This is a genomic window from Amycolatopsis sp. NPDC104587, assembly GCF_055583645.1.
The window spans coordinates 192,281-217,245 of sequence record NZ_JBVJNO010000006.1; the positions used below are offsets into that span (position 1 = coordinate 192,281).

The window sequence follows — 24,965 nt, forward strand, 5'->3', positions numbered from 1 at the left end:
GGGGTGTAGGAAAGAAAAGCCCCCTTTTCGGTTTTTTGGTTGTGGCGCCCCCAACCAACAGTTAACTCTTGTGTAATTGGCCTCCCTCCCCCCCCCCCACCCCCCCCCCCACGACAACTTGCACCGAGGAGTCTTGATGGAACACGACCACGCCGCGCCGACCGGTTCATCCACAGTGGACGTTCTGGCGCTCGCGCTCCGGCTGGCGTTGCTGCTCGCGACGGCGTTCCTCGCCGGCGGCGGCCTGCTGCGCCCGCCGGGGCAGCGGCCACAGCGCACGCTGTACGTCCTCGGCGGGGTGTCGGCGCTGCTCGCCGTGGTGTCGTCGTTCGCGGTCGACGTCAACGTCGTCGCGCTGGCGGTCCACGTCGTGCTCGCGGTGGCGGTGCCGGTCTTCCCGCGGGCCGCCCGCTGGACGTCGGCCGCGCTGCTGGCGCTCGTCGTGCTGGAGACCTCGCTCGGCGGCACCGGCATCGAGTTCGCGATCGACACGGTGTTCGTCGCCGGCGCCGCCGTGTGGTTCGGCTTCGCGCTGCACGGGCCGGTCCCGACGTCGTCGATCCGGCCGGGCCCGCTGGCCCTCACCCTCGGTGGCCTGCTGGTCCTGGCGGGTGCGGTGCGGTTCGGCGTGTCCGGCCTCGGTTTCGACCGGCGGCTCTTCACGACGCTCTTCGGGCTGGCGCTCCTCGCCGTCGTGGTCCTGCCGGTGGTGGTGAGCGTGCTCGCCGGGCTGGTCAAGGGCCGCGCGTACCGGTTCGGCGTGGCCGGGGTCGCGCTGGGGTTCCTCGCGTGGACCGCGCTCGGCGCGATCCCGGCGCCACCGCCGCTGCCCGTCCCGGGGGTGCCGCTGCTGGCCGCCGAGCCGGGGTTCCCGGTGCTGGTCAGCCCGCAACGGCCGGGGCACAACCTCGTCCACTTCCCGGCGAGCGCCGGGGACGACCTCTCCGCCGGGGTCCGCGGCGGCCTGGTCACGAAGGCCGTCGCCCGGCCCGGAGCCGAAGGCACCTGGGCCGACGTCGACCTGCCGCCCGGCCGCAGTGACCTCGAAATCCGCCGCGGGGACACCACGACGGTCGTCGGGGTCGACGCGGGGGAGAGCCCCGGCCCGTCGATCGGCGACGCCGACGCGCCGGAGTGCGCGGGCGCGGCGCTCGGCGGCCTGGTCGCCGGCCGCGCCGACGTGCTGACGTCGTGCCCGTCCGACACGCTGACCCCGGAAGACGGCGGTGCGCTGGTCAAGCTCGTCGAGTTCCTCGCCGGGCGGAAACCGTCGGCGCTCACGCTCGTCGAGGACGACTCCCCGCGCGGCGTCGCGGCGGCGAAGCTGGTGCGCGAGACGGCGGCGCGGACCGGGCTGGCCGTGCGGCCGGACGCCGGGCCCGACACCGCGCTCGTCGTCGTCTCCGGCTGGGCCGCCGGCTACACGGCGATGACCCGCGCGGCGGAGCTGCAGCGTCTGGAGCCCACCCACCAGTACGGGCTCTACCTCGCGCCGTGGCTGCTGAACGGGCCGATCGTCAGCGCCGTGGCGAGCGCGTCCCTGCCGCTGCGGTTCGACCCGCGGGAAGCGACCGCGGTCGGGTACGCCGTCGCGGTCGGCGACCGCTTCGGCGGCGAAAGCCCGACCCTCGGCGGCTTCCGGACCTGGCGGGGCGCCGACGACGCCGCCCACGACGTGCAGATCTTCGCCGCCGCCCAGGTCAACGCCATGCCGATGGACCCGACCGAACCCCACGCCACCGGGATGGTGATGGACCGCGACTACGCGGGCCAGTGGGTGCCCGACGGAACCATCGTGCCGATCACGTCGGTTCTGCGCTGAAAACCCTGTGAAGGAAAGGAAAACGCATGAAACGTCCAGCTGCCCGCGTCCTGCTGCCGCTCGCCGCGGCGGCGGTGTTCACCGGCCTCGCCGCCGGGGTAGCGAGTGCCGACCCGACCGACGGCTCGGTCTGGCTCGTGCCCGGTGTCGACCTCGGCGGTGTGCTCGGGCCGGTCGGTCAGCCGGTCGGCCTGCTCGCGCCCGTCTTCGACCTCATCACCGCAGTTTCCTGAACCGGAAGGCAAAACCATGAAGAAGAACCTCGTCCGCGCGGCCGGTGCCGCCCTCCTCGCCGGCGCCGCCCTGTTCGGCGCGGCCGCGCCCGCCCTCGCCGCCGGCACCCCCGGGGTGGTGGTGGTCGACGAGCCTGACACCAGCGGCCTGAACAACATCTGGACGTTCGCGCCGCTGGGTGTGCCGGTGCTCGGCCTGATCCAGTCGGTGAACGGTGTGCCGGGCAAGCTCCTGCCCTCCTTCTGACCCGTCGGCGGCCCCTCGCCCGAGGGGCCGCCGTTCTCGTCGGTAGGTTCGGCATCGCGGCGATCGCGATCGCGGCGGCCGTCGCGGGCAGCTTCATCCTGGGCGACAACGGTTCCCCGCCGTCGTCGCCGGCGGCGGCGGAAGGAGCTCGCCCGTGCACCGGACGGCTCAGCTGAGCGCCTTCGCGAACCAGTGCTCGGCGAACTGCCCGTTGTTGAAGGGCTCGACCTCGGCGTACCCGGTCTTCGTGTAGAGCGTGCGGGCCTCGACGAGGTCGTGGCGGGTGTCGAGCCGCATGAGCGACGACCCGAGCCGCCGGGCCGCCGCTTCGGCCGCCGCCACCAGCCGCGGCGCGGCGCCCGTGCCGCGGTGGGCGGGCTTGACGTACATCTTGGTCAGCTCGGTGGTCCCCGGCGCGACCACGCGGGTGCCGACGCAGCCGGCGAGGACGCCGTCCCAGCGGCCGAGCAGGAACGCCCCGGTCGGGGCGGCCAGGTCGGTGCCGGGCTCCTCGGCCACGTACCGCGTCAGCTCGGCTTCGGTGATCGGCCGGCCGTAGTACCGCGACGCGATTTCGTCCATGTACTCGCGCATGACCGCGACGGCGTCCGGGTGCTCGACGGGCACTTCGGTGATGGTCCACTCCACGCCCCCATCCTGGGGACGCTGTCCAGCGAATTCGCCCGGTCCCGGGCACCATGAGGACATGACGACTGTCACGAAGCGCCTCACGGTGGTGGCCGTCCTGCTGATCACGGTGGGCGCGGTCCTGCTGTCGGTGGGCGCGATCGGCTTCCGGGCGACGTCCGACCAGCCGGACGCCAACATCGGCGCCGGGTTCGCCCTGCTGGCCGGGCCGTACATCGTCGGCCTCGGCCTGGTGTTCGCGCTCTCGGCGGGCCTCACCCACCTGACCACCCGGCGGCGCTGACTCAGCGCGGTGAATGCTCCCACAGCGCCGCGGGCAGGGCGTCGGCCAGCTCGGCGAGGTAACCGGCCTCGGCGAGGACGTTCTCCCGGGTCGCGCAGCCCTGGCCCCAGGTGCGCGCGGCGCCGTGCTCGACGACGACGTCCCGCCGCGCGAACCGCGGGTTCGCCGCGAGCCAGCGGGCCACCTCCGCTTCCAGCCGCGAGTCCGGCGGCAGGGTCGGCATGGACACCGTCCCGCCCGGCACGATCCGCAGCTCCGGGCTCGGCGGCACCTGGACCTGCGTGACGTGGACGTCGCGGAAGTAGGTGTGGTCGTCGAAGTGCCGGTACGGCTCCTGGGTGTCGATCGCGATCGCCGCGCGGTCGCCGGCGCGGAAGCCGACCCAGGTCTCCTGCGGCCAGTCCGCCAGCGGCCGCCCGGTCGGGTGCACCACGCCGAACGCCGGCGCCGGGCCGCCGCCGGAGCCGCTGTGGAACGTTCCGCCGCGCTCGGCCGCGAACGCCTTGAACCAGTGCTCCTCGCGGCTCGCGACGAACTTCTTGTGCGACCGCCACCAGACCGCGGCGGCGATCGCGGCCACCACGACGAGCAGGCCGATCGTGAAGAGCGTCTCCACCGTCAGAAGTCCAGGTCTTCCCGGGTCTCGTCGATCGGCTGGTCGCGGCCCGTCCCGTCGTAGTCGCTCGTCTTCTTCGCGTTCTTGACGTGGCTGTTGAGCTTGCCGAGGTGGTCGTTCACCGTCTTCGCCGGGTTGTCCCCGGGGTTGGCCGGGTTGTACCCGAGCACGCCCTTGACCGCCGCTTCGCCGCCCTTCTTCAGGGCTTCGGTCGCGCCGGCCTTGAGCATCGTCTTCTGGTAGTCGACCTTGCCGGCGGCGTCGAGGACCGGGTTCTCGAACGCCTTCGCCCAGCGTTTGCCGATGAAACCCTTGTCCCCGGCGGCTTTCTGCAGGAGGTCCTTGCCCTCGTTCTCCTGCGCGATCTTCGTGAGCGACTTGCCGAGCTTCGTCTCCGCGAGCTTCGCCTGCAGCTTCTTCAGCCAGTCGAGCACCTTCTGCAGGAGCTGACGCAGCTTCGACACCTTCTGCGTGGTCTTCGCGGTGGTCTCGGCCGCCTTGACCTCGGACACCGGCGCCGCGGCCGAGAGCGAGGCGCCGCAGGTCGGCACCGCGGCCGCCAGCGCCGGCACCCACAACAGGATCAGCCAGGTGACGAACTCGGTCAGGATCGCCTTGACCAGGTCCTCGACGAAGCTCATCAGCATGCTGTTGAGCTGCAGCATCTTCGCGAGGTCACCGGACTTCCCGGCGACGCCTTCGATGCCGTGGCCGAACTCGCCGAGCGCCGTCTTCGCCGCGTTGCCCGCGTCACCCTGCCAGTTCTTCAGCGCGTCTTCGGTCACGTCGGCGAAGTTCTGGGCCAGCTGGTCCAGCCCGGTCGCGATCGCCCCGAAGTTCTCCGCCGCGACGCCCAGCGCCGGGCCGTCACCGCTGACGAAGTGGATCGAGTCCTGGATCGGCTGGACGGCGGAGATGAGAAAGTTGAGGCCCTGCCCGACCAGCCAGCCGAGCGGGTCGGTCGCGATGTCGGTGATGGTGCTCGAGCTCGACTGGATGAAGCCCGCCGTGTCGGTCGCGATGGCGCCCAGCGCCAGCGTGATGTCCGCGCCGTCCTTCTGCGGCGCGAACACGGCCTTCTTCACCGAGACGGCGTCCTTGCCGACGGTGACCGCGCTGCCGAGGAACGGCGTCGCCTTGACGGCGTTGTCGACGTTGACCCCGAGCACAGTGTTCGGATCGTCGGACTTGACGGTGATCCCGCTCGCGACGTCCGCCACCTCTGCCATGTCCGTCCCCTCAGTGCTGGTTCTTGCCGGGGCCGTCGAGGAGGACCTCGATCTGGCCGAAGAAGGTCTTGTGGTCGTCTTCGACGCCTTGGTAGACGTTCGCCGCGTCGGTGAGCTTCGCCTGCGCCGAGGTCAGCCCGTCCGCGAGCGACCCGAGCAGCTCCCGCAGCTCGCGCAGGGTGTCGTCGTAGCCGCCCTTGGTGAAGATGCCGACGACGCCCCACGACTTGTCGCCGACGTCGGACTGGCTCACCTTCTCGGTGATCTTGGCGCCCTGGTCCTGGTACTTGCCCAGGTCACCGACGTACTTGTGCAGCGCGTCCACCTCGACCTGGTAACCGCCGGCTCCGTCGGGCATCAGTCCTCCTCGTCGAACAGGTTCCGGAGGAAGCTGTCACCCGCGCTTGCGGGCGGCGCGGGGGGCGGGGCCGGGGCGTCCGCCTGGCGCAGCACCCGCTGTTCCGAGAAGTCCTCGGGCGGGGCGGGCGGCTTCGGGGTTTCCTCCGCGAGCTTCGACCGCATTTCCTCGACGGTGGTTCCGAACGCCGCGGCCTGGGTCTCGAGGACCTGGTCGACCAGGCCGAGGTCGTCGCCCATGGCCTCCTGGACGATCACCGCCTGCCGCCGGGCCGCCTCGCCGACGGCTTCCCGCAGCGTCGCCAGCACGGTCGCGGACAGCGCCTGCGCGCCCTTGGTGAGCGCGGCGTCGGTGAACTTGACGTCCAGGACCGCCCCGCCGGGCCCGGTGACGACCGTCACGCCGCCGTCCGGTGAGGAGACTCTCGCCTGGAGGTCGGTCAGCTGCTGCCGCATCGCGCCGAGGCCGGCGAACCGGTCGTCGACGTTCCGCACGCTCGCCTGGAACCGCTCGTACTCGGTCACCAGCTGCTCGAACTCGGCCGACATGCCCTGTTCCCCTCCGCTCGCCCGGTGCCTGGCCCACCCATCGTGACCCCTCGGCGACAGTGTGACGCACGGAACGGACGATCCGATCCCGCTGCGTCACCCGACCGGGTAATGGGTAGGTTGCGCCCGCAAGGGGAAGCACGGGGAAGAGCGCTAGGAGTGCGTGATGAGCAGCAGCGAAGGGGCCGAGCGGCCCGACGAAGAACCGAAGTCGACCGGCAGCCACGCTGCGCCCGAGGGAGCCGGGGTGCACCCGCTGATCGACCTCTCGCGCGACCCGAACCCGGGCAAGCCGGACCACGCGAAGCCCGACGAAGACTGATTCACGGGGCCGGCTCGCGCGCCCGCCCGGGTGCGCGGACCGGCCTGGTCCGCCGCGGGAATGACGGACGGCGGCGCTGTGTTGAAGAGGAGGCGACCGGTCTCCGGTCGTGCCCGTCCGGTTGTCCGCCGCCCGGTGGAATGTCCCGCGCGGGGGCGGCGTTCAGCGGTACGCTGGAGGTTCGCCGCTCTTCCGACCCCCCGCCGCGTTCGTCCCGAACCCCGGCGGGTATCTTTGGAGACCGTGCCCGGCAGGCGTCGGGCCGCTCCGCGTGCCGTGCGGCATGGGCGGGGTGCTCAGGCACCCGGTCACCGGCTTCGGCAGGTCGGGGTTCCGACGGAAAATCCCTCCGGGAAGTTACCGGTCGTCAGACCGTGACGCGGGCCGACACGCCCGACCGCGGGGGCCGGTGAAGACACGAAGAAGCAGATCACGACAGGAAGCTGGTCCATTGCCCACGATCCAGCAGCTGGTCCGCAAGGGCCGCCAGGACAAGGCTGCCAAGCAGAAGACCGCGGCCCTCAAGGGGAGCCCGCAGCGGCGTGGCGTGTGCACTCGCGTGTACACCACGACCCCCAAGAAGCCGAACTCGGCGCTGCGCAAGGTCGCGCGTGTGAAGCTGACCAGCGGCATCGAGGTCACCGCCTACATCCCCGGTGAGGGCCACAACCTGCAGGAGCACTCGATGGTGCTCGTGCGCGGTGGTCGTGTGAAGGACCTTCCGGGTGTCCGTTACAAGATCATCCGCGGTTCCCTCGACACGCAGGGTGTCAAGAACCGCAAGCAGGCGCGCAGCCGGTACGGCGCGAAGAAGGAGAAGAGCTAATGCCCCGCAAGGGTCCGGCCCCGAAGCGGCCGCTGATCTCCGACCCCGTCTACGCCTCCCCGCTGGTCACCCAGCTGGTGAACAAGGTGCTGAAGGACGGGAAGCGGTCCCTGGCCGAGCGCATCGTGTACGGCGCGCTCGAAGGCGCTCGCGAGAAGACGGGCACCGACCCGGTCGTCACGCTGAAGCGCGCCCTCGACAACGTGAAGCCCACCATCGAGGTGAAGAGCCGCCGCGTCGGTGGCGCCACCTACCAGGTGCCGATCGAGGTCAAGCCGGGCCGCTCCACCACCCTGGCGCTGCGCTGGCTGGTCTCCTTCTCGCAGGCTCGCCGCGAGAAGACGATGATCGAGCGCCTGCAGAACGAGCTCCTGGACGCTTCCAACGGCCTCGGTGCCTCCGTGAAGCGTCGCGAAGACACGCACAAGATGGCCGAGTCCAACCGGGCCTTCGCACACTACCGCTGGTGATCATCGCCCGGCTGTCGACCAAGCCATGCCGGGCCCCAAGCTTGAGAACAGGGGAACACTCTCGTGGCACGTGAAGTGCTGACCGACCTGAACAAGGTCCGCAACATCGGCATCATGGCCCACATCGACGCCGGCAAGACCACCACCACCGAGCGGATCCTGTTCTACACCGGGGTCAACTACAAGATCGGTGAAGTCCACGACGGCGCCGCCACGATGGACTGGATGGAGGAGGAGCAGAAGCGGGGTATCACCATCACCTCGGCTGCGACCACCACCTTCTGGGACGACCACCAGATCAACATCATCGACACCCCCGGGCACGTCGACTTCACCGTCGAGGTGGAGCGCAACCTGCGGGTGCTCGACGGTGCGGTCGCCGTCTTCGACGGCAAGGAGGGCGTCGAGCCGCAGTCCGAGCAGGTCTGGCGGCAGGCGGACAAGTACGACGTCCCGCGCATCTGCTTCGTCAACAAGATGGACAAGCTGGGCGCGGACTTCTACTACACCGTGAAGACCATCGTGGAGCGCCTCGGCGTCCGCCCGCTGGTCATCCAGCTGCCGATCGGCGCCGAGAACGACTTCGAAGGCGTTGTCGACCTGGTCCGCATGAAGGCGCTGACCTGGCGCGGCGAGGTCCAGAAGGGCGAGGACTACTCCGTCGAGGAGATCCCGGCCGAGCTGGCCGAGCTGGCCGCGGAGTACCGCGAGAAGCTCGTCGAGACCGTCGCCGAGGCCGACGACGCGCTGATGGAGAAGTTCCTCGAGGGTGAGGAGCTGACGGAGGCCGAGATCAAGTCCGGTATCCGCAAGCTCACCATCACCCGCGATGTCTTCCCGGTGCTGGCCGGTTCCGCGTTCAAGAACAAGGGCGTCCAGCCCATGCTCGACGCGGTCATCGACTACCTGCCGTCGCCGCTGGACATGCCGGCGGTCGAGGGCACGCTGACCGACGGCGAGACCCCGGCGACGCGGTCGGCCTCGGTCGACGAGCCGTTCGCCGCGCTCGCGTTCAAGATCGCCGCGCACCCGTTCTTCGGCAAGCTGACCTACATCCGGGTGTACTCGGGCAAGGTCGCCGCCGGCGCTCAGGTCATCAACGCGACCAAGGAGCGCAAGGAGCGCATCGGGAAGATCTTCCAGATGCACTCCAACAAGGAGAACCCGGTCGACGACGCCCAGGTCGGCCACATCTACGCGGTCATCGGGCTGAAGGACACCACCACGGGTGACACCCTGGCGGACCCGCAGAACCCGATCGTGCTGGAGTCGATGACGTTCCCCGAGCCGGTAATCCGGGTCGCGATCGAGCCGAAGACGAAGGCCGACCAGGAGAAGCTGTCCCTGGCGATCCAGAAGCTGGCCGAAGAGGACCCGACGTTCCAGGTCAAGCTGGACGAGGACACCGGCCAGACGATCATCGCGGGCATGGGCGAGCTGCACCTCGAGGTGCTGGTGAACCGGATGAAGTCCGACTACAAGGTCGAGGCGAACATCGGCAAGCCGCAGGTCGCCTACCGCGAGACGATCAAGAAGACGGTCGACAAGCTGGACTACGTCCACAAGAAGCAGACCGGTGGTTCCGGCCAGTTCGCGAAGGTCATCGTGAAGCTGGAGCCGCTCGAGCGCACCGACGGCGCGCTCTACGAGTTCGACAACAAGGTGACCGGTGGTCGCGTGCCGCGGGAGTACATCCCGTCGGTGGACGCGGGCGCGCAGGACGCGATGCAGTACGGCGTCCTGGCCGGCTACCCGCTCGTCGGGTTGAAGTTCACCCTGTTGGACGGTGCGTACCACGAGGTCGACTCTTCGGAGATGGCGTTCAAGATCGCCGGTTCCATGGCGATGAAGGAAGCCGCGAAGAAGGCCGGCCCGGTGATCCTGGAGCCGATGATGGCGGTCGAGGTGACCACGCCCGAGGACTACATGGGCGATGTCATCGGTGACCTCAACTCCCGCCGTGGTCAGATCCAGGCCATGGAGGAGCGGTCGGGCACCCGCGTCGTGAAGGCGCTGGTCCCGCTGTCGGAGATGTTCGGCTACGTCGGCGACCTGCGGTCCCGCACCCAGGGCCGGGCGAACTACTCCATGGTGTTCGACTCCTACGCCGAGGTTCCCGCGAACGTCGCGAAGGAAATCATCGCGAAGGCGACGGGGGAGTAAAACCCCTCACCGCGCGCGGGCATTAAGGGACTCTCCTGAACGTCCGCTAGCACCGACGTAAGGAACATTCGGGGGTCGGCAGCCACGCCGGCCCCCGAGCACAAAGCGAAATCAGTCCAGGAGGACATTCCAGTGGCGAAGGCGAAGTTCGAGCGGAGCAAGCCGCACGTCAACATCGGGACCATCGGTCACGTCGACCACGGTAAGACCACTCTGACCGCGGCGATCACCAAGGTTCTGCACGACAAGTGGCCGGAGCTGAACGAGTCCCGCGCGTTCGACCAGATCGACAACGCGCCGGAAGAGAAGCAGCGCGGCATCACGATCAACATCTCGCACGTCGAGTACCAGACCGAGAAGCGTCACTACGCCCACGTGGACGCCCCCGGTCACGCGGACTACATCAAGAACATGATCACCGGTGCCGCTCAGATGGACGGCGCGATCCTCGTGGTCGCGGCGACCGACGGCCCGATGCCGCAGACCCGTGAGCACGTGCTGCTCGCCCGCCAGGTCGGCGTGCCCTACATCGTGGTCGCGCTGAACAAGGCCGACATGGTCGACGACGAGGAGATCCTGGAGCTCGTCGAGCTCGAGGTCCGCGAGCTGCTGTCCTCGCAGGAGTTCCCCGGCGACGACGCTCCGGTCGTGCGCGTCTCGGGCCTCAAGGCTCTCGAGGGCGACGCCAAGTGGGGCGAGGCCGTTCTCGAGCTGATGACCGCGGTCGACGACAACGTGCCGGACCCGGTGCGCGAGCTCGACAAGCCGTTCCTCATGCCGATCGAAGACGTCTTCACGATCACCGGTCGCGGCACGGTCGTCACCGGCCGCATCGAGCGCGGTGTGGTCAACGTGAACGAAGAGGTCGAGATCGTCGGCATCAAGGAGAAGTCGACCAAGACCACCGTCACCGGTGTCGAGATGTTCCGCAAGCTGCTGGACCAGGGCCAGGCGGGCGACAACGTCGGCCTCCTCGTCCGCGGCATCAAGCGCGAGGACGTCGAGCGCGGCCAGGTCGTCGTGAAGCCGGGCACCACCACCCCGCACACCGACTTCGAGGGCCGGGTCTACATCCTGTCGAAGGACGAGGGTGGCCGTCACACCCCGTTCTTCAACAACTACCGCCCGCAGTTCTACTTCCGCACCACCGACGTGACCGGCGTCGTGACCCTCCCCGAGGGCACCGAGATGGTCATGCCGGGCGACAACACCGACATCTCGGTCGCGCTGATCCAGCCGGTCGCGATGGACGTGAACCTGCGCTTCGCCATCCGCGAGGGTGGCCGCACCGTCGGTGCGGGTCAGGTCACCAAGATCATCAAGTGATTTAGGCGCCCGCCCGGGGGCAATACACCCCCGGGTCAGGGGCGTCAAATCACGTGTGCGACACTATTCAGGTTGCTCGTCCTGGGGCGGCCGACCCTTCAAGGGTCCGGCCGCCTCGGTATGAGTGGCCACGGTCCGCCGAGCCTCTTCCTTCGGGTAGGCGAGCGGGCAAAGGCAGTGAGACGGTGTTCTTGCAAAAGCGCAGCCGGCTCATCGCCTCCTCACGTTGAGGAAGACCAGGCAAGACGACGATCCCGCGGGATCCGTCTGTGCGTCGGGCGCGACACGCCCGACCGCGTGGACCGGGGACAGGGCCGTTGAACTGCGGAAACCCAGGCCAAAGTGGAGACACCGCGGCGGGGTTTGTGAGATAGCGGCACGAGACGACAAGGAACGAGCAGCCACCATGGCGGGACAGAAGATCCGCATCCGGCTCAAGGCCTACGACCACGAGGCGATCGACACCTCGGCGCGCAAGATCGTGGAAACGGTCACGCGCACCGGCGCCCGGGTCGTCGGGCCGGTGCCGCTGCCCACCGAGAAGAACGTTTACTGCGTCATCCGCTCGCCGCACAAGTACAAGGACTCGCGCGAGCACTTCGAGATGCGCACGCACAAGCGTCTGATCGACATCCTCGACCCGACGCCGAAGACGGTCGACGCGCTCATGCGCATCGACCTGCCGGCGAGCGTCGACGTCAACATTCAGTAGCAGCGGCTGGCGAGCGGCGGAGATAAGAGACTCATGTCTGACAGGCAGATGAAGGGCATCCTGGGCACCAAGCTCGGCATGACCCAGGTCTTCGACGAGCAGAACCGGGTTGTCCCGGTCACCGTCGTGAAGGCCGGTCCGAACGTGGTCACCCAGGTTCGGACGCAGGAGAAGGACGGCTACGTGGCCGTGCAGCTGGCGTTCGGCGCGGTCGACCCGCGCAAGGTGAACAAGCCGCGCACCGGGCACTACGACAAGGCGGGCGTGACCCCGCGGCGCTTCCTCGCGGAGCTGCGTACCACCGACGCCGAGACCTACGAGGTCGGCCAGGAGATCACCGCCGAGGTGTTCGCCGCCGGCGTCGAGGTCGACGTGACCGGTACCAGCAAGGGCAAGGGCTACGCCGGTGTCATGAAGCGCCACGGCTTCAAGGGCCAGGGCGCGAGCCACGGTGCCCAGGCCGTGCACCGCAAGCCGGGCTCCATCGGTGGCTGCGCCACCCCCGGCCGCGTCTTCAAGGGCCTGCGCATGGCGGGCCGGATGGGCAACGACCGGGTCACCACGCAGAACCTGACCGTGCACGCGGTGCGTGCCGAAGACGGCCTGCTGCTGATCAAGGGCGCTGTGCCCGGTCCCAAGGGCGGCCTGCTGTTCGTGCGCAGCGCCGCGAAGGGTGGTAACTCCGAATGACGAACGTCGAGCTGAAGACCCCGGCCGGTAAAGCCGACGGCACCGTGGACCTCCCCGAGGAGATCTTCGACGTGCAGGCCAATGTCGCGCTCATGCACCAGGTCGTGATCGGCCAGCTGGCCGCCGCGCGCCAGGGCACGCACGACACGAAGACCCGTGGTGAGGTTCGCGGTGGCGGCAAGAAGCCGTACCGCCAGAAGGGCACCGGCCGTGCCCGCCAGGGTTCGACCCGCGCGCCGCAGTTCGCCGGCGGTGGCGTCGTGCACGGCCCCACGCCGCGCGACTACACCCAGCGCACCCCGAAGAAGATGAAGGCTGCCGCTCTGCGTGGCGCCCTCTCCGACCGGGCCCGCGCCGGCCAGCTGCACATCGTCACCGAGCTGGTGACCGGTGAGAAGCCGTCCACCAAGGCCGCCAAGACCGTTCTCGCCGCGGTGACGCAGGCGAAGCGCGTGCTCGTGGTGCTGCACCGGGACGACGAGCTGAGCTGGGTTTCCCTGCGGAACCTGCCCGAGGTGCACATCCTCTGGGCCGACCAGCTCAACACCTACGACGTGCTGGTCAACGACGACGTCGTGTTCACCAAGGCCGCGTACGACGTGTTTGTCGCCGGCCCCGTCCGTGGCAAGGCCGTCAAGGCCTCCGCGCGGTCGGGCGAGGTCACGGAAGGGAGTGACGAGAAGTGAGTTCGGTCGCCATTCCGGACCCCCGCGACATCCTGCTCGCGCCGGTCATCTCCGAGAAGTCCTACGGGCTGCTCGAGGACCACAAGTACACGTTCATCGTCCGCCCGGACGCCAACAAGACCCAGATCAAGATCGCGGTCGAGAAGGTGTTCGGCGTCAAGGTGGTCAGCGTCAACACGGCCAACCGCCAGGGCAAGCGGAAGCGGACTCGCGCGGGCTTCGGCAAGCGCAAGGACACCAAGCGCGCCATCGTGACTCTTTCGCCCGAGAGCAAGGCGATCGAGATCTTCGGCGGACCCACCGCGTAAAGGACTGAGCTGACAATGGGCATCCGCAAGTACAAGCCGACGACCCCGGGTCGTCGCGGTTCGAGCGTCTCGGACTTCGCCGAGATCACCCGCTCCACTCCGGAGAAGTCGCTGCTTCGTCCGCTGAGCGGTTCGGGCGGGCGCAACTCGTCCGGCAAGATCACCACCCGGCACAAGGGTGGCGGCCACAAGCGCGCTTACCGCGTCATCGACTTCCGTCGCAACGACAAGGACGGCGTTCCCGCCAAGGTCGCGCACATCGAGTACGACCCCAACCGGTCCGCTCGCATCGCGCTGCTGCACTACGCCGACGGCGAGAAGCGCTACATCATCGCGCCGGAGAAGCTGAAGCAGGGCGACACCGTCGAGAACGGCCCCCGGGCCGACATCAAGCCGGGCAACAACCTGCCGCTGCGCAACATCCCGGTGGGCACCGTGATCCACGCGATCGAGCTCCGCCCCGGCGGCGGCGCGAAGATGGCGCGGTCCGCGGGAGCGAAGGTGCAGCTCGTCGCCAAGGACGGTCCGTACGCCCAGCTGCGTCTCCCCTCGGGTGAGATCCGCAACGTGGACGTGCGCAACCGCGCCACGGTCGGCGAGGTCGGCAACTCCGAGCACGCCAACATCAACTGGGGCAAGGCCGGCCGCAACCGCTGGCGCGGCAAGCGCCCCACGGTCCGTGGTGTCGTCATGAACCCGGTCGACCACCCGCACGGTGGTGGCGAGGGCAAGACGTCCGGTGGTCGTCACCCCGTCAACCCGAACGGCAAGCCCGAAGGTCGTACGCGCCGGCGCAAGCCGAGCGACGCCCTCATCGTCCGCCGCCGGCGTACCGGCAAGAACAAGCGCTGAGCAGGGAGGTAGAACAACATGCCACGTAGCCTCAAGAAGGGCCCGTTCGTGGACGACCACCTGCTCAAGAAGGTGGACGCGCTGAACGAATCGGGCAAGAAGACCGTGATCAAGACCTGGTCGCGCCGCTCGACGATCATCCCGGACTTCCTGGGTCACACGATCGCCGTGCACGACGGCCGCAAGCACGTCCCGGTGTTCGTCACCGAGGCCATGGTGGGTCACAAGCTGGGCGAGTTCGCCCCGACGCGGACCTTCAAGGGTCACATCAAGGACGACCGCAAGTCGCGCCGCCGCTGAGCGGGCACGAAACCAGACAGGAAGTAGCGATGAACGCCCAGAACGACGTGACGACCGAGGCTGAACTGCCTACGGCGTACGCGCGGGCTCGCTTCGTCCGGGACTCGCCGACCAAGGTGCGCCGGGTGATCGAGCTCATCAAGGGACGTAGCGCCGCCGACGCCTTGGCCGTGCTCCGGTTCGCCCCGCAGGCGGCCAGCGAGCCGGTCGCGAAGGTGCTCGCCAGCGCCGTGGCCAACGCCGAGAACAACCTTCAGCTGGACCCGGAGACGCTCTGGGTCAAGAACGCGTACGCGGACGAGGGCCCGACCCTCAAGCGCATCCGGCCGCGGGCCCAGGGCCGCGCGTACCGGATCCGCAAGCGGACCAGCCACATCACCGTCGAGGTGGAGTCGCGTCCGGCCGTAGCGCAGAAGGCTCAGAGCAAGAAGAAGGCAGGTGGCCGGTAGTGGGCCAGAAGATCAACCCGCACGGTTTCCGCCTGGGTATCACCACGGACTGGAAGTCGCGCTGGTACGCCGACAAGCAGTACGCGGAGTACGTGGCCGAGGACGTCAAGATCCGCAAGCTGCTCTCCACCGGCATGGAGCGCGCCGGCATCTCCAAGGTCGAGATCGAGCGCACCCGTGACCGCGTCCGCGTCGACATCCACACCGCCCGGCCGGGCATCGTCATCGGCCGCCGCGGCGCGGAGGCCGACCGGATCCGCGGCGCGCTGGAGAAGCTGACCAAGAAGCAGGTCCAGCTGAACATCCTCGAGGTCAAGAACCCCGAGGCCGACGCCCAGCTGGTCGCCCAGGCGGTCGCGGAGCAGCTTTCCAACCGCGTGGCGTTCCGCCGCGCGATGCGGAAGGCGATCCAGACCTCCATGCGTTCGCCGCAGGTCAAGGGCATCCGCGTGCAGTGCGGCGGTCGTCTCGGCGGCGCCGAGATGTCCCGCTCCGAGCACTACCGCGACGGCCGGGTCCCGCTGCACACGCTGCGCGCCGACATCGACTACGGCTTCTTCGAGGCCAAGACGACGTTCGGTCGCATCGGCGTGAAGGTGTGGATCTACAAGGGTGAGCTCGTCGGTGGCCTGAAGGCCCGCGAAGCGCGTGACGCCGCCGAGCGCGCGCCGCGTCGCGAGCGCAGTGACCGGCCGTCCCGTCCGCGTCGTTCCGGCGCCTCGGGCACGACCGCCACCTCGACCGAAGCCGGTCGCGCCGCCGCTGCCGCCACGACCGAGGCGGCCCCGGCCACCGAGACCGCAGAAAAGACGGAGGGCTGAGACGTGCTCATCCCGCGCAGGGTCAAGCACCGGAAGCAGCACTCCCCGAAGCGCCACGGCGCCGCCAAGGGTGGCACGAAGGTCAGCTTCGGCGAGTACGGCATCCAGGCGCTTGAGCACAGCTACGTGACGAACCGGCAGATCGAGTCCGCTCGTATCGCCATGACGCGTCACATCAAGCGTGGTGGCAAGGTGTGGACGACCATCTACCCGGACCGCCCGCTGACGAAGAAGCCGGCCGAGACCCGCATGGGTTCCGGTAAGGGTTCGCCCGAGTGGTGGATCGCCAACGTGAAGCCGGGCCGCGTGATGTTCGAGATCTCGTTCCCGAACGAGGAGACCGCCCGCGAGGCGCTCCGCCGCGCGATCCACAAGCTGCCCATGAAGTGCCGCATCGTGACCCGTGAAGGTGGTGAGTTCTGATGGCGAACGCTGGTGCCCTGGCATCGGAGCTGCGTGAGCTCACCGCGGAAGAGCTCGTCCTGCGTCTGAAGGAATACAAGGAGGAGCTCTTCAACCTCCGCTTCCAGATGGCGACCGGGCAGCTCGACAACAACCGCCGTCTGCGCACCGTCCGCACGGACATCGCGCGGATCTACACGGTCATGCGCGAGCGCGAACTCGGCCTGTCCGTTGCCCCCGACGCCGAGAGTGAAGGTGCCGCATGAGCGAGCCCACCACCGAGACGCCGGCCCGGAACGACCGCAAGGTCCGCGAGGGCTACGTGGTCTCGGACAAGATGAACAAGACGATCGTGGTCGAGCTCGAGGACCGCAAGAAGCACCCCCGTTACTCGAAGGTTCTCCGCAGCACCACCAAGGTCAAGGTGCACGACGAGAACAACGAGGCGGGCGTGGGCGACCGGGTCACCCTGATGGAGACCCGCCCGCTGTCGGCGACGAAGCGCTGGCGCCTGGTGCAGATCGTGGAGAAGGCCAAGTAAGCAGGGCTCTTTCAGAGAGTTCTTAGTTCCGCAAGGCTCGCTCGTCGGGGCGAGAACCGGCGCGACATACAGGAGTTGACGTGATCCAGCAGGAGTCGCGGCTTCGGGTAGCCGACAACACGGGTGCGAAGGAAATCCTCTGCATCCGGGTTCTCGGTGGTTCCGGGCGGCGCTACGCCGGTATCGGCGACATCATCGTCGCCACCGTGAAGGACGCCATCCCGGCTGCCGGGGTGAAGAAGGGCGACGTCGTCAAGGCCGTCATCGTCCGCACGGTCAAGGAGCGTCGTCGTCCGGACGGTTCCTACATCCGGTTCGACGAGAACGCCGCCGTGCTCATCAAGAACGACAACGAGCCCCGGGGCACCCGCATCTTCGGCCCGGTGGGCCGCGAGCTGCGCGACCGAAAGTTCATGAAGATCATTTCGCTCGCGCCGGAGGTGCTGTGATGAAGGTGAAGAAGGGCGACACGGTCGTCGTCATCGCCGGCAAGGACAAGGGCGCCAAGGGCAAGGTCATCCAGGCTTACCCCGAGCGCGACCGCGTGCTGGTCGAGGGCGTGAACCGGATCAAGAAGCACACGCGGATCACCCAGACCCAGCGCGGCGCGCAGTCCGGTGGCATCGTCACGCAGGAGGCGCCCATCCACGTCTCGAACGTGATGGTCGTCGACTCGGACGGCAAGCCGTCCCGGGTGGGTTACCGCATCGGCGAGGACGGCAAGAAGGTCCGGATCTCGCGCCGGAACGGTAAGGACATCTGATGACCACCGCAGAGAAGGTCGCGCCGCGCCTCAAGGTGCGCTACCGCGACGAGATCAAGGGCCAGCTGCAGGCGGAGTTCTCCTTCGCCAACGTCCACCAGATCCCGGGCGTCGTGAAGGTCGTCGTGAACATGGGTGTCGGTGACGCCGCCCGTGACAGCAAGCTGATCGAGGGTGCGGTCAAGGACCTCTCCCTGATCACCGGCCAGAAGCCCGAGGTCCGGAAGGCCCGCAAGTCCATCGCGCAGTTCAAGCTGCGCGAGGGTCAGCCGATCGGCGCGCGCGTCACGCTGCGCGGCGACCGGATGTGGGAGTTCCTCGACCGGCTGCTGACCATCGCGCTGCCGCGTATCCGCGACTTCCGCGGGCTTTCGCCCAAGCAGTTCGACGGCCACGGCAACTACACGTTCGGTCTCAACGAGCAGTCGATGTTCCACGAGATCGACCCCGACTCCATCGACCGCCCGCGCGGCATGGACGTCACCGTCGTCACGACCGCCACGACCGACGACGAGGGCCGGGCGCTGCTGCGCAAGCTCGGCTTCCCGTTCAAGGAGAACTGAGCCGATGGCCAAGAAAGCCCTGGTCCACAAGGCCGCGAAGAAGCCGAAGTTCGCCGTGCGCGCCTACACCCGCTGCCAGCGGTGCGGCCGTCCGCACGCCGTGTTCCGCAAGTTCGGGCTCTGCCGGATCTGCCTTCGCGAGATGGCGCACGCGGGCGAGCTGCCCGGTGTCCGCAAGTCCAGCTGGTAAGAGCGTTTTTCTATAACTCCAGTTCGCCACAGGCCCTGCCACCCCGAACTCCGGGGTGGCGGGGAACCAGGGCGAGAAAGGTTGACAGGTCACCATGACGATGACCGACCCCATCGCAGACTTCTTGACCCGTCTGCGTAACGCGAACTCGGCGTACCACGACGAGGTCGTGCTTCCCCACTCGAAGCTCAAGGCGAACATCGCGGAGATCCTCAAGCGCGAGGGTTACATCGCGAGCTACCGCGACGAGCCGGGCGAGAAGCACAAGAACCTGATCGTCGAGCTCAAGTACGGCCCCAACCGCGAGCGGAGCATCGCCGGCCTCCGGCGCGTCTCCAAGCCCGGTCTGCGGGTCTACGCAAAATCGACCGAACTGCCGTCCGTTCTCGGTGGCCTCGGCGTCGCGATCATCTCGACGTCTTCGGGGCTGCAGACGGACCGTCAGGCCAAGCGCAACAGCGTGGGCGGCGAAGTCCTCGCCTACGTCTGGTAAGGAAGGGGGCACAGACATGTCACGCATCGGAAAGCTGCCGGTCGCCGTCCCCTCCGGGGTCGAGGTGACCATCAACGGTCAGCACATCAGCGTCAAGGGCCCCAAGGGGACCCTGGAACACACCATCGCCGAGCCGATCACGGTCGAGCGCGACGAGGACGGCACCCTGCTGGTCAAGCGCCCGGACGACGAGCGCTACAGCAAGGCCATGCACGGCCTCACCCGCACGCTCGTGAACAACCTCGTGGTGGGCGTCACCGCCGGCTACGAGAAGAAGCTCGAGATCCACGGTGTCGGTTACCGCGTGCAGGCCAAGGGCTCGGACCTCGAGTTCGCCCTCGGCTACTCGCACCCGGTGAAGATCGAGGCCCCGGAAGGCATCACCTTCAAGGTGGAGACCCCGACCCGGTTCTCGGTCTCCGGCATCGACAAGCAGAAGGTCGGCCAGATCTCGGCCGTCATCCGCAAGCTGCGGCGCCCGGACCCGTACAAGGGCAAGGGCCTGCGCTACGAGGGTGAGAAGATCCGCCGCAAGGTCGGAAAGACGGGTAAGTGATCATGAGCGACACGACTACGAAGCGCAAGCCGGTGGGCAAGGACATCTCGACCCGCCGCCGCGTCGCGAAGGCCCGTCGGCACTTCCGGCTCCGCAAGAAGGTCTCCGGCACCGAGCAGCGTCCGCGCCTGGTCGTCAAGCGGTCCTCGCGGCACATCGCCGTGCAGGTCATCGACGACCTGGCCGGCCACACGCTGGTGTCGGCGTCCACCCTCGAGGCGGACCTCCGGACGTTCGAAGGCGACAAGAAGGCCAAGGCCGCCAAGGTCGGGGCCCTCGTCGCCGAGCGTGCCAAGAACGCCGGGATCTCGGCTGTGGTGTTCGACCGTGGCGGCAACGCCTACCACGGCCGCATCGCCGCGCTCGCCGACGCCGCCCGTGAGGCGGGGTTGGAGTTCTGATGCAGATGCTCGTTAAGGGAAGGAAAGCCTGATGCCGGGACGTACGCGGCAATTCGGCGGCGGCCAGGGCGGACCGGGCGGACAGGGCGGCAACGACCGCAATGACCGTCGCGGTGGCGGCCGGGACCGGCGCGACAGCGGCCGTGGCGGGGCCGGCCAGGACAAGACCCCGCACCTCGAGAAGGTCGTGACGATCAACCGCGTCGCCAAGGTCGTCAAGGGTGGTCGTCGCTTCAGCTTCACCGCCCTCGTCGTCGTCGGTGACGGTGACGGTCAGGTCGGCGTCGGCTACGGCAAGGCCAAGGAAGTTCCCGCGGCCATCGCCAAGGGCGTCGAGGAAGCCAAGAAGAACTTCTTCAAGGTTCCCCGCGTCGGCGGCACCATCCCCCACCCGATCCAGGGTGAGGAGGCCGCCGGTGTCGTGCTGCTCCGTCCGGCGTCCGCCGGTACCGGCGTCATCGCCGGTGGCCCGGTGCGCGCGGTGCTGGAGTGCGCGGGCGTCCACGACGTGCTGTCGAAGTCGCTCGGCTCCGACAACGCGATCAACATCGTGCACGCGACCGTGGCGGCCCTGAAGGGTCTGCAGCGTCCCGAAGAGGTCGCGGCCCGCCGCGGTCTCCCGCTCGAGGACGTCGCTCCGGCCCGGATGCTGCGCCAGCGCGCGGGCCAGGGGGTCTGACATGACTCAGCTCAAGGTCACCCAGGTCAAGAGCAAGATCGGCACGAAGCACGCTCACCGCGAGTCGCTGCGCACCCTCGGGCTGCGCAAGATCCGCCAGAGCGTCGTGCGTGAAGACACCCCCCAGGTGCGCGGCCTGATCCACACCGTCCGCCACCTGGTGGAGGTCGAGGAGGTCCAGGCATGACGGCCATCAAGATCCACCACCTGCGCCCGGCCCCGGGCGCCAAGACCGACAAGATCCGCGTCGGCCGTGGTGAGGGCTCGAAGGGCAAGACGGCCGGTCGCGGTACGAAGGGCACCAAGGCCCGGAAGAACGTGCCCGCCGGGTTCGAGGGTGGGCAGATGCCCATCCACATGCGGCTCCCGAAGCTTCGCGGCTTCAAGAACCGCTTCCGCACCGAGTACCAGCCGGTGAACGTGGGCGACATCGCCCGCCTCTTCCCGAAGGGCGGCAAGGTCGGCGCCGAGGAGCTGGTCGCGGCCGGTCTCGTCCGCAAGGGCAAGCTCGTCAAGGTGCTCGGCAACGGTGACGTCGACGGCATCAAGCTCGACGTGACCGCCGACGGCTTCTCCGGCTCCGCCAAGGAGAAGCTCGAAGCGGCCGGTGGCTCCGCCACCACCAACTGAGCGAAGCTCGGTCCGAAGGCCCGTCTGGCAGCCGCCAGGCGGGCCTTCGGCGTTTTTCCGGTGCCTGGACCGGACAGGTTCCTTGCCGTGCGGATGATCCGGACGGAGGATCATCAGGTGGACAGATCGTCGCAGGACCCGCCGGACCGGCCGGCCGAAGCCGAATCCCCGTTGAGCTTCCCGGTGGAGGCCCCGCGGCCCGAGGGCGTGGAGCCGGGCGCGGGAGCAGTGCCGAGCGTCCCGGCGGGGGAGCCCTTGCGGTTCCCGGTCGAGGCTTCGGTGCGGGAGCCGTTGGGCTTCCCCGGGAGTGGGTCGCGGTCGGCTGATGGTTCTCGGCCTGCGGATGTGCCGCCTTCGGCCTTCGCGGCCGATGCCTCGCGGCCTGGCGAGGGGGCGCCGCTCGCCTTCACGGTCGAGGCACAGCAGGCGGGGATCGGGGATCCCGCCGCGGCGTCTCCCCTGAGCTTCCCGGTCGAGGCGGCAGGCCCCTCGGAGCCGCAGGCGTCCCCGCTCAGCTTCCCGGTCGAAGCCCCACGCCCTCCGGCACCAGAACCACCGGCCTTCCCCGCCGATGCCGCGCACTCCGCCGACACACCGCCGCCGGGGGAGCCGGTGTACTTCCCGGCCGGTCCGCCACAGCCTTCCGGACCAGCGCCGATGCCAGCGCCCTTCCCGGTCGCCCAGCTGCCCGGCCTGCCCGCACAACCACCCCCACCGGCCGCCGAAGCCGCTCAAGCCGTCCAGGGCGAAGAAGCCCCGGAAGCCCCTCCCGGGTTCCTCCGCCTCCTCCCGGCCGTCCTGACCACCCTCGCCGCCCTCCTGACCCTCTGGGGGCTCTTCCTGCCGCTCTTCCGGGTCCAGCAGCAGGTCGGCTCGCGCAGCCGCTCCTTCGAAACCCAGCTCACGCTCACCCAAGACGTCTGGGGCAGCCGCATCGAGGTCTCCGGGCAGGAGGCCGCCGAGCGGGTGGGCGCGCCCCTCGGGGTTCCGCTGATCATCGCGATCGTCGTGCTGGCCGTCGCCGCTTTCACCGCCTTCTCGCGCCCTCGGCGCGGCCGGCCGCTGGTCGCCCTCGGGGCCGTCTTCACCGCCGGCGTCGTCATCACCGTCGGGATGAGCCGGTTCGAATGGACCGCCATCTTCGAAGACGAGGCCCCGGACATCGTCACCGCGGCCGGCATGTGGCTGCTGGTCCTCGCGACCGTGCTGGCCGCCGCCGCGGCGGTCGTCGCCTACCTGCCGCTCTGGCGGCACACCACCGACGACGGCTGGGACGACCCCGAGCTCGCCTACGCCGACACCCCGACCCCGCCCTCCGGGGTCGCCATCACGGTCCTGCCGCCCGAGCCGGAGGGCGACGACCAGCGCTGACGGCGCCTTACGCCAGGGGCGAACAACCGGCCCGGACATGACGCACGGTGTTCGCCGACGCCCCGTCGCTCGCACACTGTTGATCACGGCCGCCGCGACCGGACGGCCGCGGCCGCGACCGTGCGGACGATCATCGAAAACCGCCTGCTCCAGGTCTGCGGTGGTCCGCTTCCGGGAGGCGCGAAGCCCGCCGGGAACCCGGCGGCACCGAACCGGGCATCACCGCAGGTCACGACTCTCGACGTCGCGGGCTTCACCGGGAGAGCCGAACCGGTGCGCGCGGCCCGCCGCGGACGCCGCGGCGACGTGGTCCTGAGCCCCGGATTCGGTCCCCTCACAGGGGAATGTGTCAAGGGTTACGGCCGTCCCGCCGATGTGGATCAACCCGCCGGAGCAACCTTGGTACGGAAAACGCACACGGACTGCGGACACGCCCTGTGAAGCTGTTAGAGTCGGCGACACGCTTCGGGACGAGTGTGCCCCGAAGCGTTCCTGGCTTGCCTGCCAGTAGTGCTGTGTGTTCCTGCCGGCCCCCGTGCCGGCCAAGCCGATCGTCGGTTAGGACAGCCGACGACGCCGAGGAGGTCCCCCGCGTGCTCAGCGCCTTCCGCTCGGCTCTCGCGACGCCGGATCTACGCAAGAAGATCCTGTTCACGCTAGCCATCGTCGCGGTCTACCGAATCGGTGCGACCATTCCGGCCCCCGGGATCTCGTACGGTGCCGTCCAGGCATGTAGCTCCCAGGCGCAGCAGGAGGGCGTCTACCAGCTGCTGAACCTGTTCAGCGGTGGTGCGCTGCTCCAGCTGTCGCTCTTCTCGACCGGCATCATGCCGTACATCACGGCGAGCATCATCATCCAGCTGCTGACCGTGGTCATCCCGCGGTTCGAGGAGCTGAAGAAGGAAGGCCAGTCCGGCCAGGGCAAGCTGACCCAGTACACCCGGTACCTGACGGTCGCGCTGGCGATCCTGCAGGCCACCGGCGTGGTCGCGCTCGCGGACCGCAAGCAGCTCTTCCCGGACTGCGACTCGCCGATCATCCCGGACAACAGCGTCTACTCGCTGGCGATCATCGTCATCACCATGACCGCGGGCACCGCCGTCATGATGTGGCTGGGCGAGCTGATCACCGAGCGCGGCGTCGGCAACGGCATGTCCGTCCTGATCTTCCTGAACATCGCGGCGCGCATCCCGGTCGAGGGCGGCAACATCCTCAGCAACGCCGGTGGCCTCGGCCTGACGATCGTCTGCGTGTTCGGCCTGGTGATCATCGCCAGCGTCATCTTCGTCGAGCAGGGGCAGCGCCGGATCCCGGTGCAGTACGCCAAGCGCATGATCGGCCGCCGGATGTACGGCGGCACGTCGACCTACCTGCCGATCAAGGTGAACCAGGCCGGCGTCATCCCGGTCATCTTCGCGTCTTCCCTGCTGTACCTGCCGGACCTGATCAGCCGCCTCGTCGGGGACCAGAACGCCAACTCCGGCTGGCAGGTCTTCATCAAGAACTACGTCGTGAACCAGTCCAGCTGGGTGCACATCGCGCTGTACTTCGCGCTGATCATCTTCTTCACGTACTTCTACATCACGATCACGTTCAACGTGGACGAGCGTGCCGACGAGATGAAGAAGTTCGGCGGGTTCATCCCGGGCATCCGCCCGGGCCGCCCGACCGCGGAGTACCTGAGCTTCGTGCTCGGCCGGATCACCCTGCCGGGCTCGCTGTACCTGGGCATCATCGCGATCCTCCCGAACTTCTTCCTGTCGGTGACCGGTAGCGGGAACAACCAGAACTTCCCGTTCGGTGGCACGGCTGTGCTGATCATGGTCGGTGTCGGGCTCGACACCGTGAAGCAGATCGAAAGCCAGCTGATGCAGCGCAACTACGAAGGGTTCTTGAAGTGACGCGGCTGGTTCTCGTGGGTCCGCCCGGCGCGGGCAAAGGTACGCAGGCGGTGGCGCTGTCCGAGCAGTTGCGGATCCCGCACATCTCGACCGGCGACCTCTTCCGCGCCCACGTCGGCCAGGAGACCCCGCTCGGCCAGGAGGCCAGGCGCTACCTGGACTCGGGCGAGCTCGTGCCCGACTCGGTGACGAACGAGATGGTCCGCGAGCGGCTCGCCGAGCCGGACGCGAAGGCCGGCTTCCTGCTCGACGGCTTCCCCCGCAACACCAAGCAGGCCGAGGTCCTCGGCGAGATCCTGGGCGAGTCGGACCTCGCGCTCGACGCCGTGATCCAGCTGCAGGTGCCGGAGGACGTCGTGGTCGGGCGCCTCATGTCGCGCGGCCGCGCGGACGACACCGAAGAGGTCATCCGCCGCCGTCAGCAGATCTACGTGTCGGACACCGCGCCGCTGCTCGAGTACTACGCCGACATCCTGGTGACCGTCGACGGGGTCGGCAGTGTCGAAGAGATCTCCGGCCGGGTGCTGAAAGCGCTGCGCGACCGCACGTGAATCTCGGAGGGTTGC

38 protein-coding genes are annotated in these 24,965 nt (G+C 68.8%); 33 read left to right on the top strand and 5 right to left on the bottom strand.

The window, feature by feature from the left end; all coding sequences use genetic code 11:
• Positions 1-136: 136 nt before the first annotated feature.
• Genes ACZ61C_RS19660 through ACZ61C_RS19670 form a run of 3 tightly spaced genes read left to right on the top strand, consistent with a single transcriptional unit; the run spans position 137 to position 2,302 of the window.
• Positions 137-1,822, top strand: coding sequence for a hypothetical protein (locus tag ACZ61C_RS19660; RefSeq protein ID WP_465308642.1), 1,686 nt, complete (start codon positions 137-139; stop codon positions 1,820-1,822).
• A gap of 26 nt (positions 1,823-1,848) precedes the next feature.
• Complete coding sequence (locus tag ACZ61C_RS19665; protein ID WP_465308644.1) at positions 1,849-2,055, top strand: hypothetical protein; 207 nt, start codon at positions 1,849-1,851, stop codon at positions 2,053-2,055.
• 16 nt (positions 2,056-2,071) lie between these two features.
• A complete protein-coding gene (locus tag ACZ61C_RS19670; protein WP_465308646.1) occupies positions 2,072-2,302 on the top strand; it encodes a hypothetical protein in 231 nt (76 codons plus the stop codon).
• Between the two features lie 168 nt (positions 2,303-2,470).
• Here the strand turns inward: ACZ61C_RS19670 and ACZ61C_RS19675 are convergent, their stop codons facing one another.
• Complete coding sequence (locus ACZ61C_RS19675; RefSeq protein ID WP_465308648.1) at positions 2,471-2,950, bottom strand: GNAT family N-acetyltransferase; 480 nt, start codon at positions 2,948-2,950, stop codon at positions 2,471-2,473.
• A 58-nt stretch (positions 2,951-3,008) separates the two neighbouring features.
• On the opposite strand from ACZ61C_RS19675, the gene ACZ61C_RS19680 reads away from it, so the two are divergent.
• A complete protein-coding gene (locus tag ACZ61C_RS19680; protein ID WP_465308650.1) occupies positions 3,009-3,233 on the top strand; it encodes a hypothetical protein in 225 nt (74 codons plus the stop codon).
• 1 nt (position 3,234) lies between these two features.
• Here ACZ61C_RS19680 and ACZ61C_RS19685 read toward each other — a convergent pair whose 3' ends face one another.
• Genes ACZ61C_RS19685 through ACZ61C_RS19700 form a run of 4 tightly spaced genes read right to left on the bottom strand, consistent with a single transcriptional unit; the run spans position 3,235 to position 5,984 of the window.
• The gene (locus tag ACZ61C_RS19685; protein WP_465308652.1) at positions 3,235-3,849 is read right to left on the bottom strand and encodes a hypothetical protein; all 615 of its coding nucleotides are present in this window, start codon (positions 3,847-3,849) and stop codon (positions 3,235-3,237) included.
• Between the two features lie 2 nt (positions 3,850-3,851).
• Entirely contained in the window at positions 3,852-5,078 is a 1,227-nt protein-coding gene (locus ACZ61C_RS19690) for a hypothetical protein (protein WP_465308654.1), read from the bottom strand.
• Between the two features lie 10 nt (positions 5,079-5,088).
• On the bottom strand, positions 5,089-5,436 hold the full coding sequence (locus tag ACZ61C_RS19695) for a hypothetical protein (protein ID WP_465308656.1): 348 nt from the start codon (positions 5,434-5,436) through the stop codon (positions 5,089-5,091).
• The gene (locus tag ACZ61C_RS19700; protein ID WP_465308658.1) at positions 5,436-5,984 is read right to left on the bottom strand and encodes a YbaB/EbfC family nucleoid-associated protein; all 549 of its coding nucleotides are present in this window, start codon (positions 5,982-5,984) and stop codon (positions 5,436-5,438) included. Before ACZ61C_RS19700 ends, ACZ61C_RS19695 begins: the two co-directional genes overlap by 1 nt.
• A gap of 166 nt (positions 5,985-6,150) precedes the next feature.
• On the opposite strand from ACZ61C_RS19700, the gene ACZ61C_RS19705 reads away from it, so the two are divergent.
• The 29 genes from ACZ61C_RS19705 to ACZ61C_RS19845 all read left to right on the top strand — a co-directional run bounded on the left by ACZ61C_RS19705 (position 6,151) and on the right by ACZ61C_RS19845 (position 24,950).
• Complete coding sequence (locus ACZ61C_RS19705; RefSeq protein ID WP_286000134.1) at positions 6,151-6,306, top strand: hypothetical protein; 156 nt, start codon at positions 6,151-6,153, stop codon at positions 6,304-6,306.
• A gap of 451 nt (positions 6,307-6,757) precedes the next feature.
• Entirely contained in the window at positions 6,758-7,132 is a 375-nt protein-coding gene (rpsL, locus tag ACZ61C_RS19710) for a 30S ribosomal protein S12 (protein WP_003102113.1), read from the top strand.
• Positions 7,132-7,602 carry a 30S ribosomal protein S7 gene (gene rpsG / locus ACZ61C_RS19715; RefSeq protein WP_003102106.1) on the top strand — a complete coding sequence of 157 codons (471 nt, stop codon included), beginning with the start codon at positions 7,132-7,134 and terminating at the stop codon, positions 7,600-7,602. The genes rpsL and rpsG overlap by 1 nt, the downstream gene beginning before the upstream one ends.
• Before the next feature lie 63 nt (positions 7,603-7,665).
• Positions 7,666-9,765, top strand: coding sequence for an elongation factor G (gene fusA / locus ACZ61C_RS19720; protein ID WP_465308660.1), 2,100 nt, complete (start codon positions 7,666-7,668; stop codon positions 9,763-9,765).
• Positions 9,766-9,897: 132 nt separating this feature from the next.
• Positions 9,898-11,091: an elongation factor Tu gene (tuf, locus tag ACZ61C_RS19725; protein WP_465308662.1), complete on the top strand. Its 1,194-nt coding sequence runs from the start codon at positions 9,898-9,900 to the stop codon at positions 11,089-11,091.
• Positions 11,092-11,497: 406 nt separating this feature from the next.
• Positions 11,498-11,803 (top strand): 30S ribosomal protein S10, encoded by a 306-nt coding sequence (gene rpsJ, locus ACZ61C_RS19730; protein ID WP_003102098.1) that lies wholly within the window; start codon positions 11,498-11,500, stop codon positions 11,801-11,803.
• Positions 11,804-11,836: 33 nt separating this feature from the next.
• Positions 11,837-12,493 carry a 50S ribosomal protein L3 gene (gene rplC / locus ACZ61C_RS19735; protein WP_465308664.1) on the top strand — a complete coding sequence of 219 codons (657 nt, stop codon included), beginning with the start codon at positions 11,837-11,839 and terminating at the stop codon, positions 12,491-12,493.
• Positions 12,490-13,179, top strand: a complete 690-nt coding sequence (gene rplD, locus ACZ61C_RS19740) for a 50S ribosomal protein L4 (RefSeq protein WP_465308666.1) — start codon at positions 12,490-12,492, stop codon at positions 13,177-13,179. The genes rplC and rplD overlap by 4 nt, the downstream gene beginning before the upstream one ends.
• Positions 13,176-13,487, top strand: a complete 312-nt coding sequence (gene rplW, locus ACZ61C_RS19745; protein WP_003102087.1) for a 50S ribosomal protein L23 — start codon at positions 13,176-13,178, stop codon at positions 13,485-13,487. The genes rplD and rplW overlap by 4 nt, the downstream gene beginning before the upstream one ends.
• Before the next feature lie 15 nt (positions 13,488-13,502).
• Positions 13,503-14,339, top strand: coding sequence for a 50S ribosomal protein L2 (gene rplB / locus ACZ61C_RS19750; protein ID WP_465308668.1), 837 nt, complete (start codon positions 13,503-13,505; stop codon positions 14,337-14,339).
• Between the two features lie 18 nt (positions 14,340-14,357).
• Positions 14,358-14,639, top strand: a complete 282-nt coding sequence (rpsS, locus tag ACZ61C_RS19755) for a 30S ribosomal protein S19 (protein WP_003102083.1) — start codon at positions 14,358-14,360, stop codon at positions 14,637-14,639.
• Between the two features lie 29 nt (positions 14,640-14,668).
• Positions 14,669-15,088, top strand: a complete 420-nt coding sequence (gene rplV, locus ACZ61C_RS19760) for a 50S ribosomal protein L22 (RefSeq protein ID WP_086675501.1) — start codon at positions 14,669-14,671, stop codon at positions 15,086-15,088.
• A complete protein-coding gene (rpsC, locus tag ACZ61C_RS19765) occupies positions 15,088-15,909 on the top strand; it encodes a 30S ribosomal protein S3 (RefSeq protein ID WP_395920633.1) in 822 nt (273 codons plus the stop codon). Before rplV ends, rpsC begins: the two co-directional genes overlap by 1 nt.
• Positions 15,910-15,912: 3 nt before the next feature.
• Positions 15,913-16,332 (top strand): 50S ribosomal protein L16, encoded by a 420-nt coding sequence (rplP, locus tag ACZ61C_RS19770; RefSeq protein WP_004558864.1) that lies wholly within the window; start codon positions 15,913-15,915, stop codon positions 16,330-16,332.
• Positions 16,332-16,577, top strand: a complete 246-nt coding sequence (rpmC, locus tag ACZ61C_RS19775; protein ID WP_086675500.1) for a 50S ribosomal protein L29 — start codon at positions 16,332-16,334, stop codon at positions 16,575-16,577. The genes rplP and rpmC overlap by 1 nt, the downstream gene beginning before the upstream one ends.
• Complete coding sequence (gene rpsQ, locus ACZ61C_RS19780; protein WP_086675499.1) at positions 16,574-16,852, top strand: 30S ribosomal protein S17; 279 nt, start codon at positions 16,574-16,576, stop codon at positions 16,850-16,852. The genes rpmC and rpsQ overlap by 4 nt, the downstream gene beginning before the upstream one ends.
• Before the next feature lie 80 nt (positions 16,853-16,932).
• Positions 16,933-17,301 carry a 50S ribosomal protein L14 gene (gene rplN, locus ACZ61C_RS19785; protein WP_004558867.1) on the top strand — a complete coding sequence of 123 codons (369 nt, stop codon included), beginning with the start codon at positions 16,933-16,935 and terminating at the stop codon, positions 17,299-17,301.
• Positions 17,301-17,615, top strand: a complete 315-nt coding sequence (gene rplX / locus ACZ61C_RS19790; RefSeq protein ID WP_086675498.1) for a 50S ribosomal protein L24 — start codon at positions 17,301-17,303, stop codon at positions 17,613-17,615. The genes rplN and rplX overlap by 1 nt, the downstream gene beginning before the upstream one ends.
• Complete coding sequence (gene rplE, locus ACZ61C_RS19795) at positions 17,615-18,178, top strand: 50S ribosomal protein L5 (protein ID WP_465308672.1); 564 nt, start codon at positions 17,615-17,617, stop codon at positions 18,176-18,178. Before rplX ends, rplE begins: the two co-directional genes overlap by 1 nt.
• Before the next feature lie 4 nt (positions 18,179-18,182).
• A complete protein-coding gene (locus ACZ61C_RS19800; protein ID WP_004558870.1) occupies positions 18,183-18,368 on the top strand; it encodes a type Z 30S ribosomal protein S14 in 186 nt (61 codons plus the stop codon).
• A gap of 94 nt (positions 18,369-18,462) precedes the next feature.
• Entirely contained in the window at positions 18,463-18,861 is a 399-nt protein-coding gene (rpsH, locus tag ACZ61C_RS19805) for a 30S ribosomal protein S8 (RefSeq protein ID WP_155548873.1), read from the top strand.
• A gap of 16 nt (positions 18,862-18,877) precedes the next feature.
• Complete coding sequence (rplF, locus tag ACZ61C_RS19810) at positions 18,878-19,417, top strand: 50S ribosomal protein L6 (RefSeq protein WP_465308675.1); 540 nt, start codon at positions 18,878-18,880, stop codon at positions 19,415-19,417.
• A 2-nt stretch (positions 19,418-19,419) separates the two neighbouring features.
• The gene (gene rplR, locus ACZ61C_RS19815) at positions 19,420-19,818 is read left to right on the top strand and encodes a 50S ribosomal protein L18 (RefSeq protein WP_465308677.1); all 399 of its coding nucleotides are present in this window, start codon (positions 19,420-19,422) and stop codon (positions 19,816-19,818) included.
• Between the two features lie 31 nt (positions 19,819-19,849).
• A complete protein-coding gene (rpsE, locus tag ACZ61C_RS19820) occupies positions 19,850-20,497 on the top strand; it encodes a 30S ribosomal protein S5 (RefSeq protein ID WP_465308679.1) in 648 nt (215 codons plus the stop codon).
• A gap of 1 nt (position 20,498) precedes the next feature.
• Positions 20,499-20,684, top strand: coding sequence for a 50S ribosomal protein L30 (rpmD, locus tag ACZ61C_RS19825; RefSeq protein ID WP_020643215.1), 186 nt, complete (start codon positions 20,499-20,501; stop codon positions 20,682-20,684).
• Positions 20,681-21,127, top strand: a complete 447-nt coding sequence (gene rplO / locus ACZ61C_RS19830) for a 50S ribosomal protein L15 (protein WP_465308681.1) — start codon at positions 20,681-20,683, stop codon at positions 21,125-21,127. Before rpmD ends, rplO begins: the two co-directional genes overlap by 4 nt.
• A gap of 657 nt (positions 21,128-21,784) precedes the next feature.
• Entirely contained in the window at positions 21,785-22,498 is a 714-nt protein-coding gene (locus ACZ61C_RS19835; RefSeq protein WP_465308683.1) for a hypothetical protein, read from the top strand.
• A 593-nt stretch (positions 22,499-23,091) separates the two neighbouring features.
• Positions 23,092-24,399 carry a preprotein translocase subunit SecY gene (gene secY / locus ACZ61C_RS19840; protein WP_465308685.1) on the top strand — a complete coding sequence of 436 codons (1,308 nt, stop codon included), beginning with the start codon at positions 23,092-23,094 and terminating at the stop codon, positions 24,397-24,399.
• Complete coding sequence (locus ACZ61C_RS19845) at positions 24,396-24,950, top strand: adenylate kinase (protein WP_465308687.1); 555 nt, start codon at positions 24,396-24,398, stop codon at positions 24,948-24,950. The genes secY and ACZ61C_RS19845 overlap by 4 nt, the downstream gene beginning before the upstream one ends.
• The last annotated feature ends 15 nt before the right edge of the window (positions 24,951-24,965 follow it).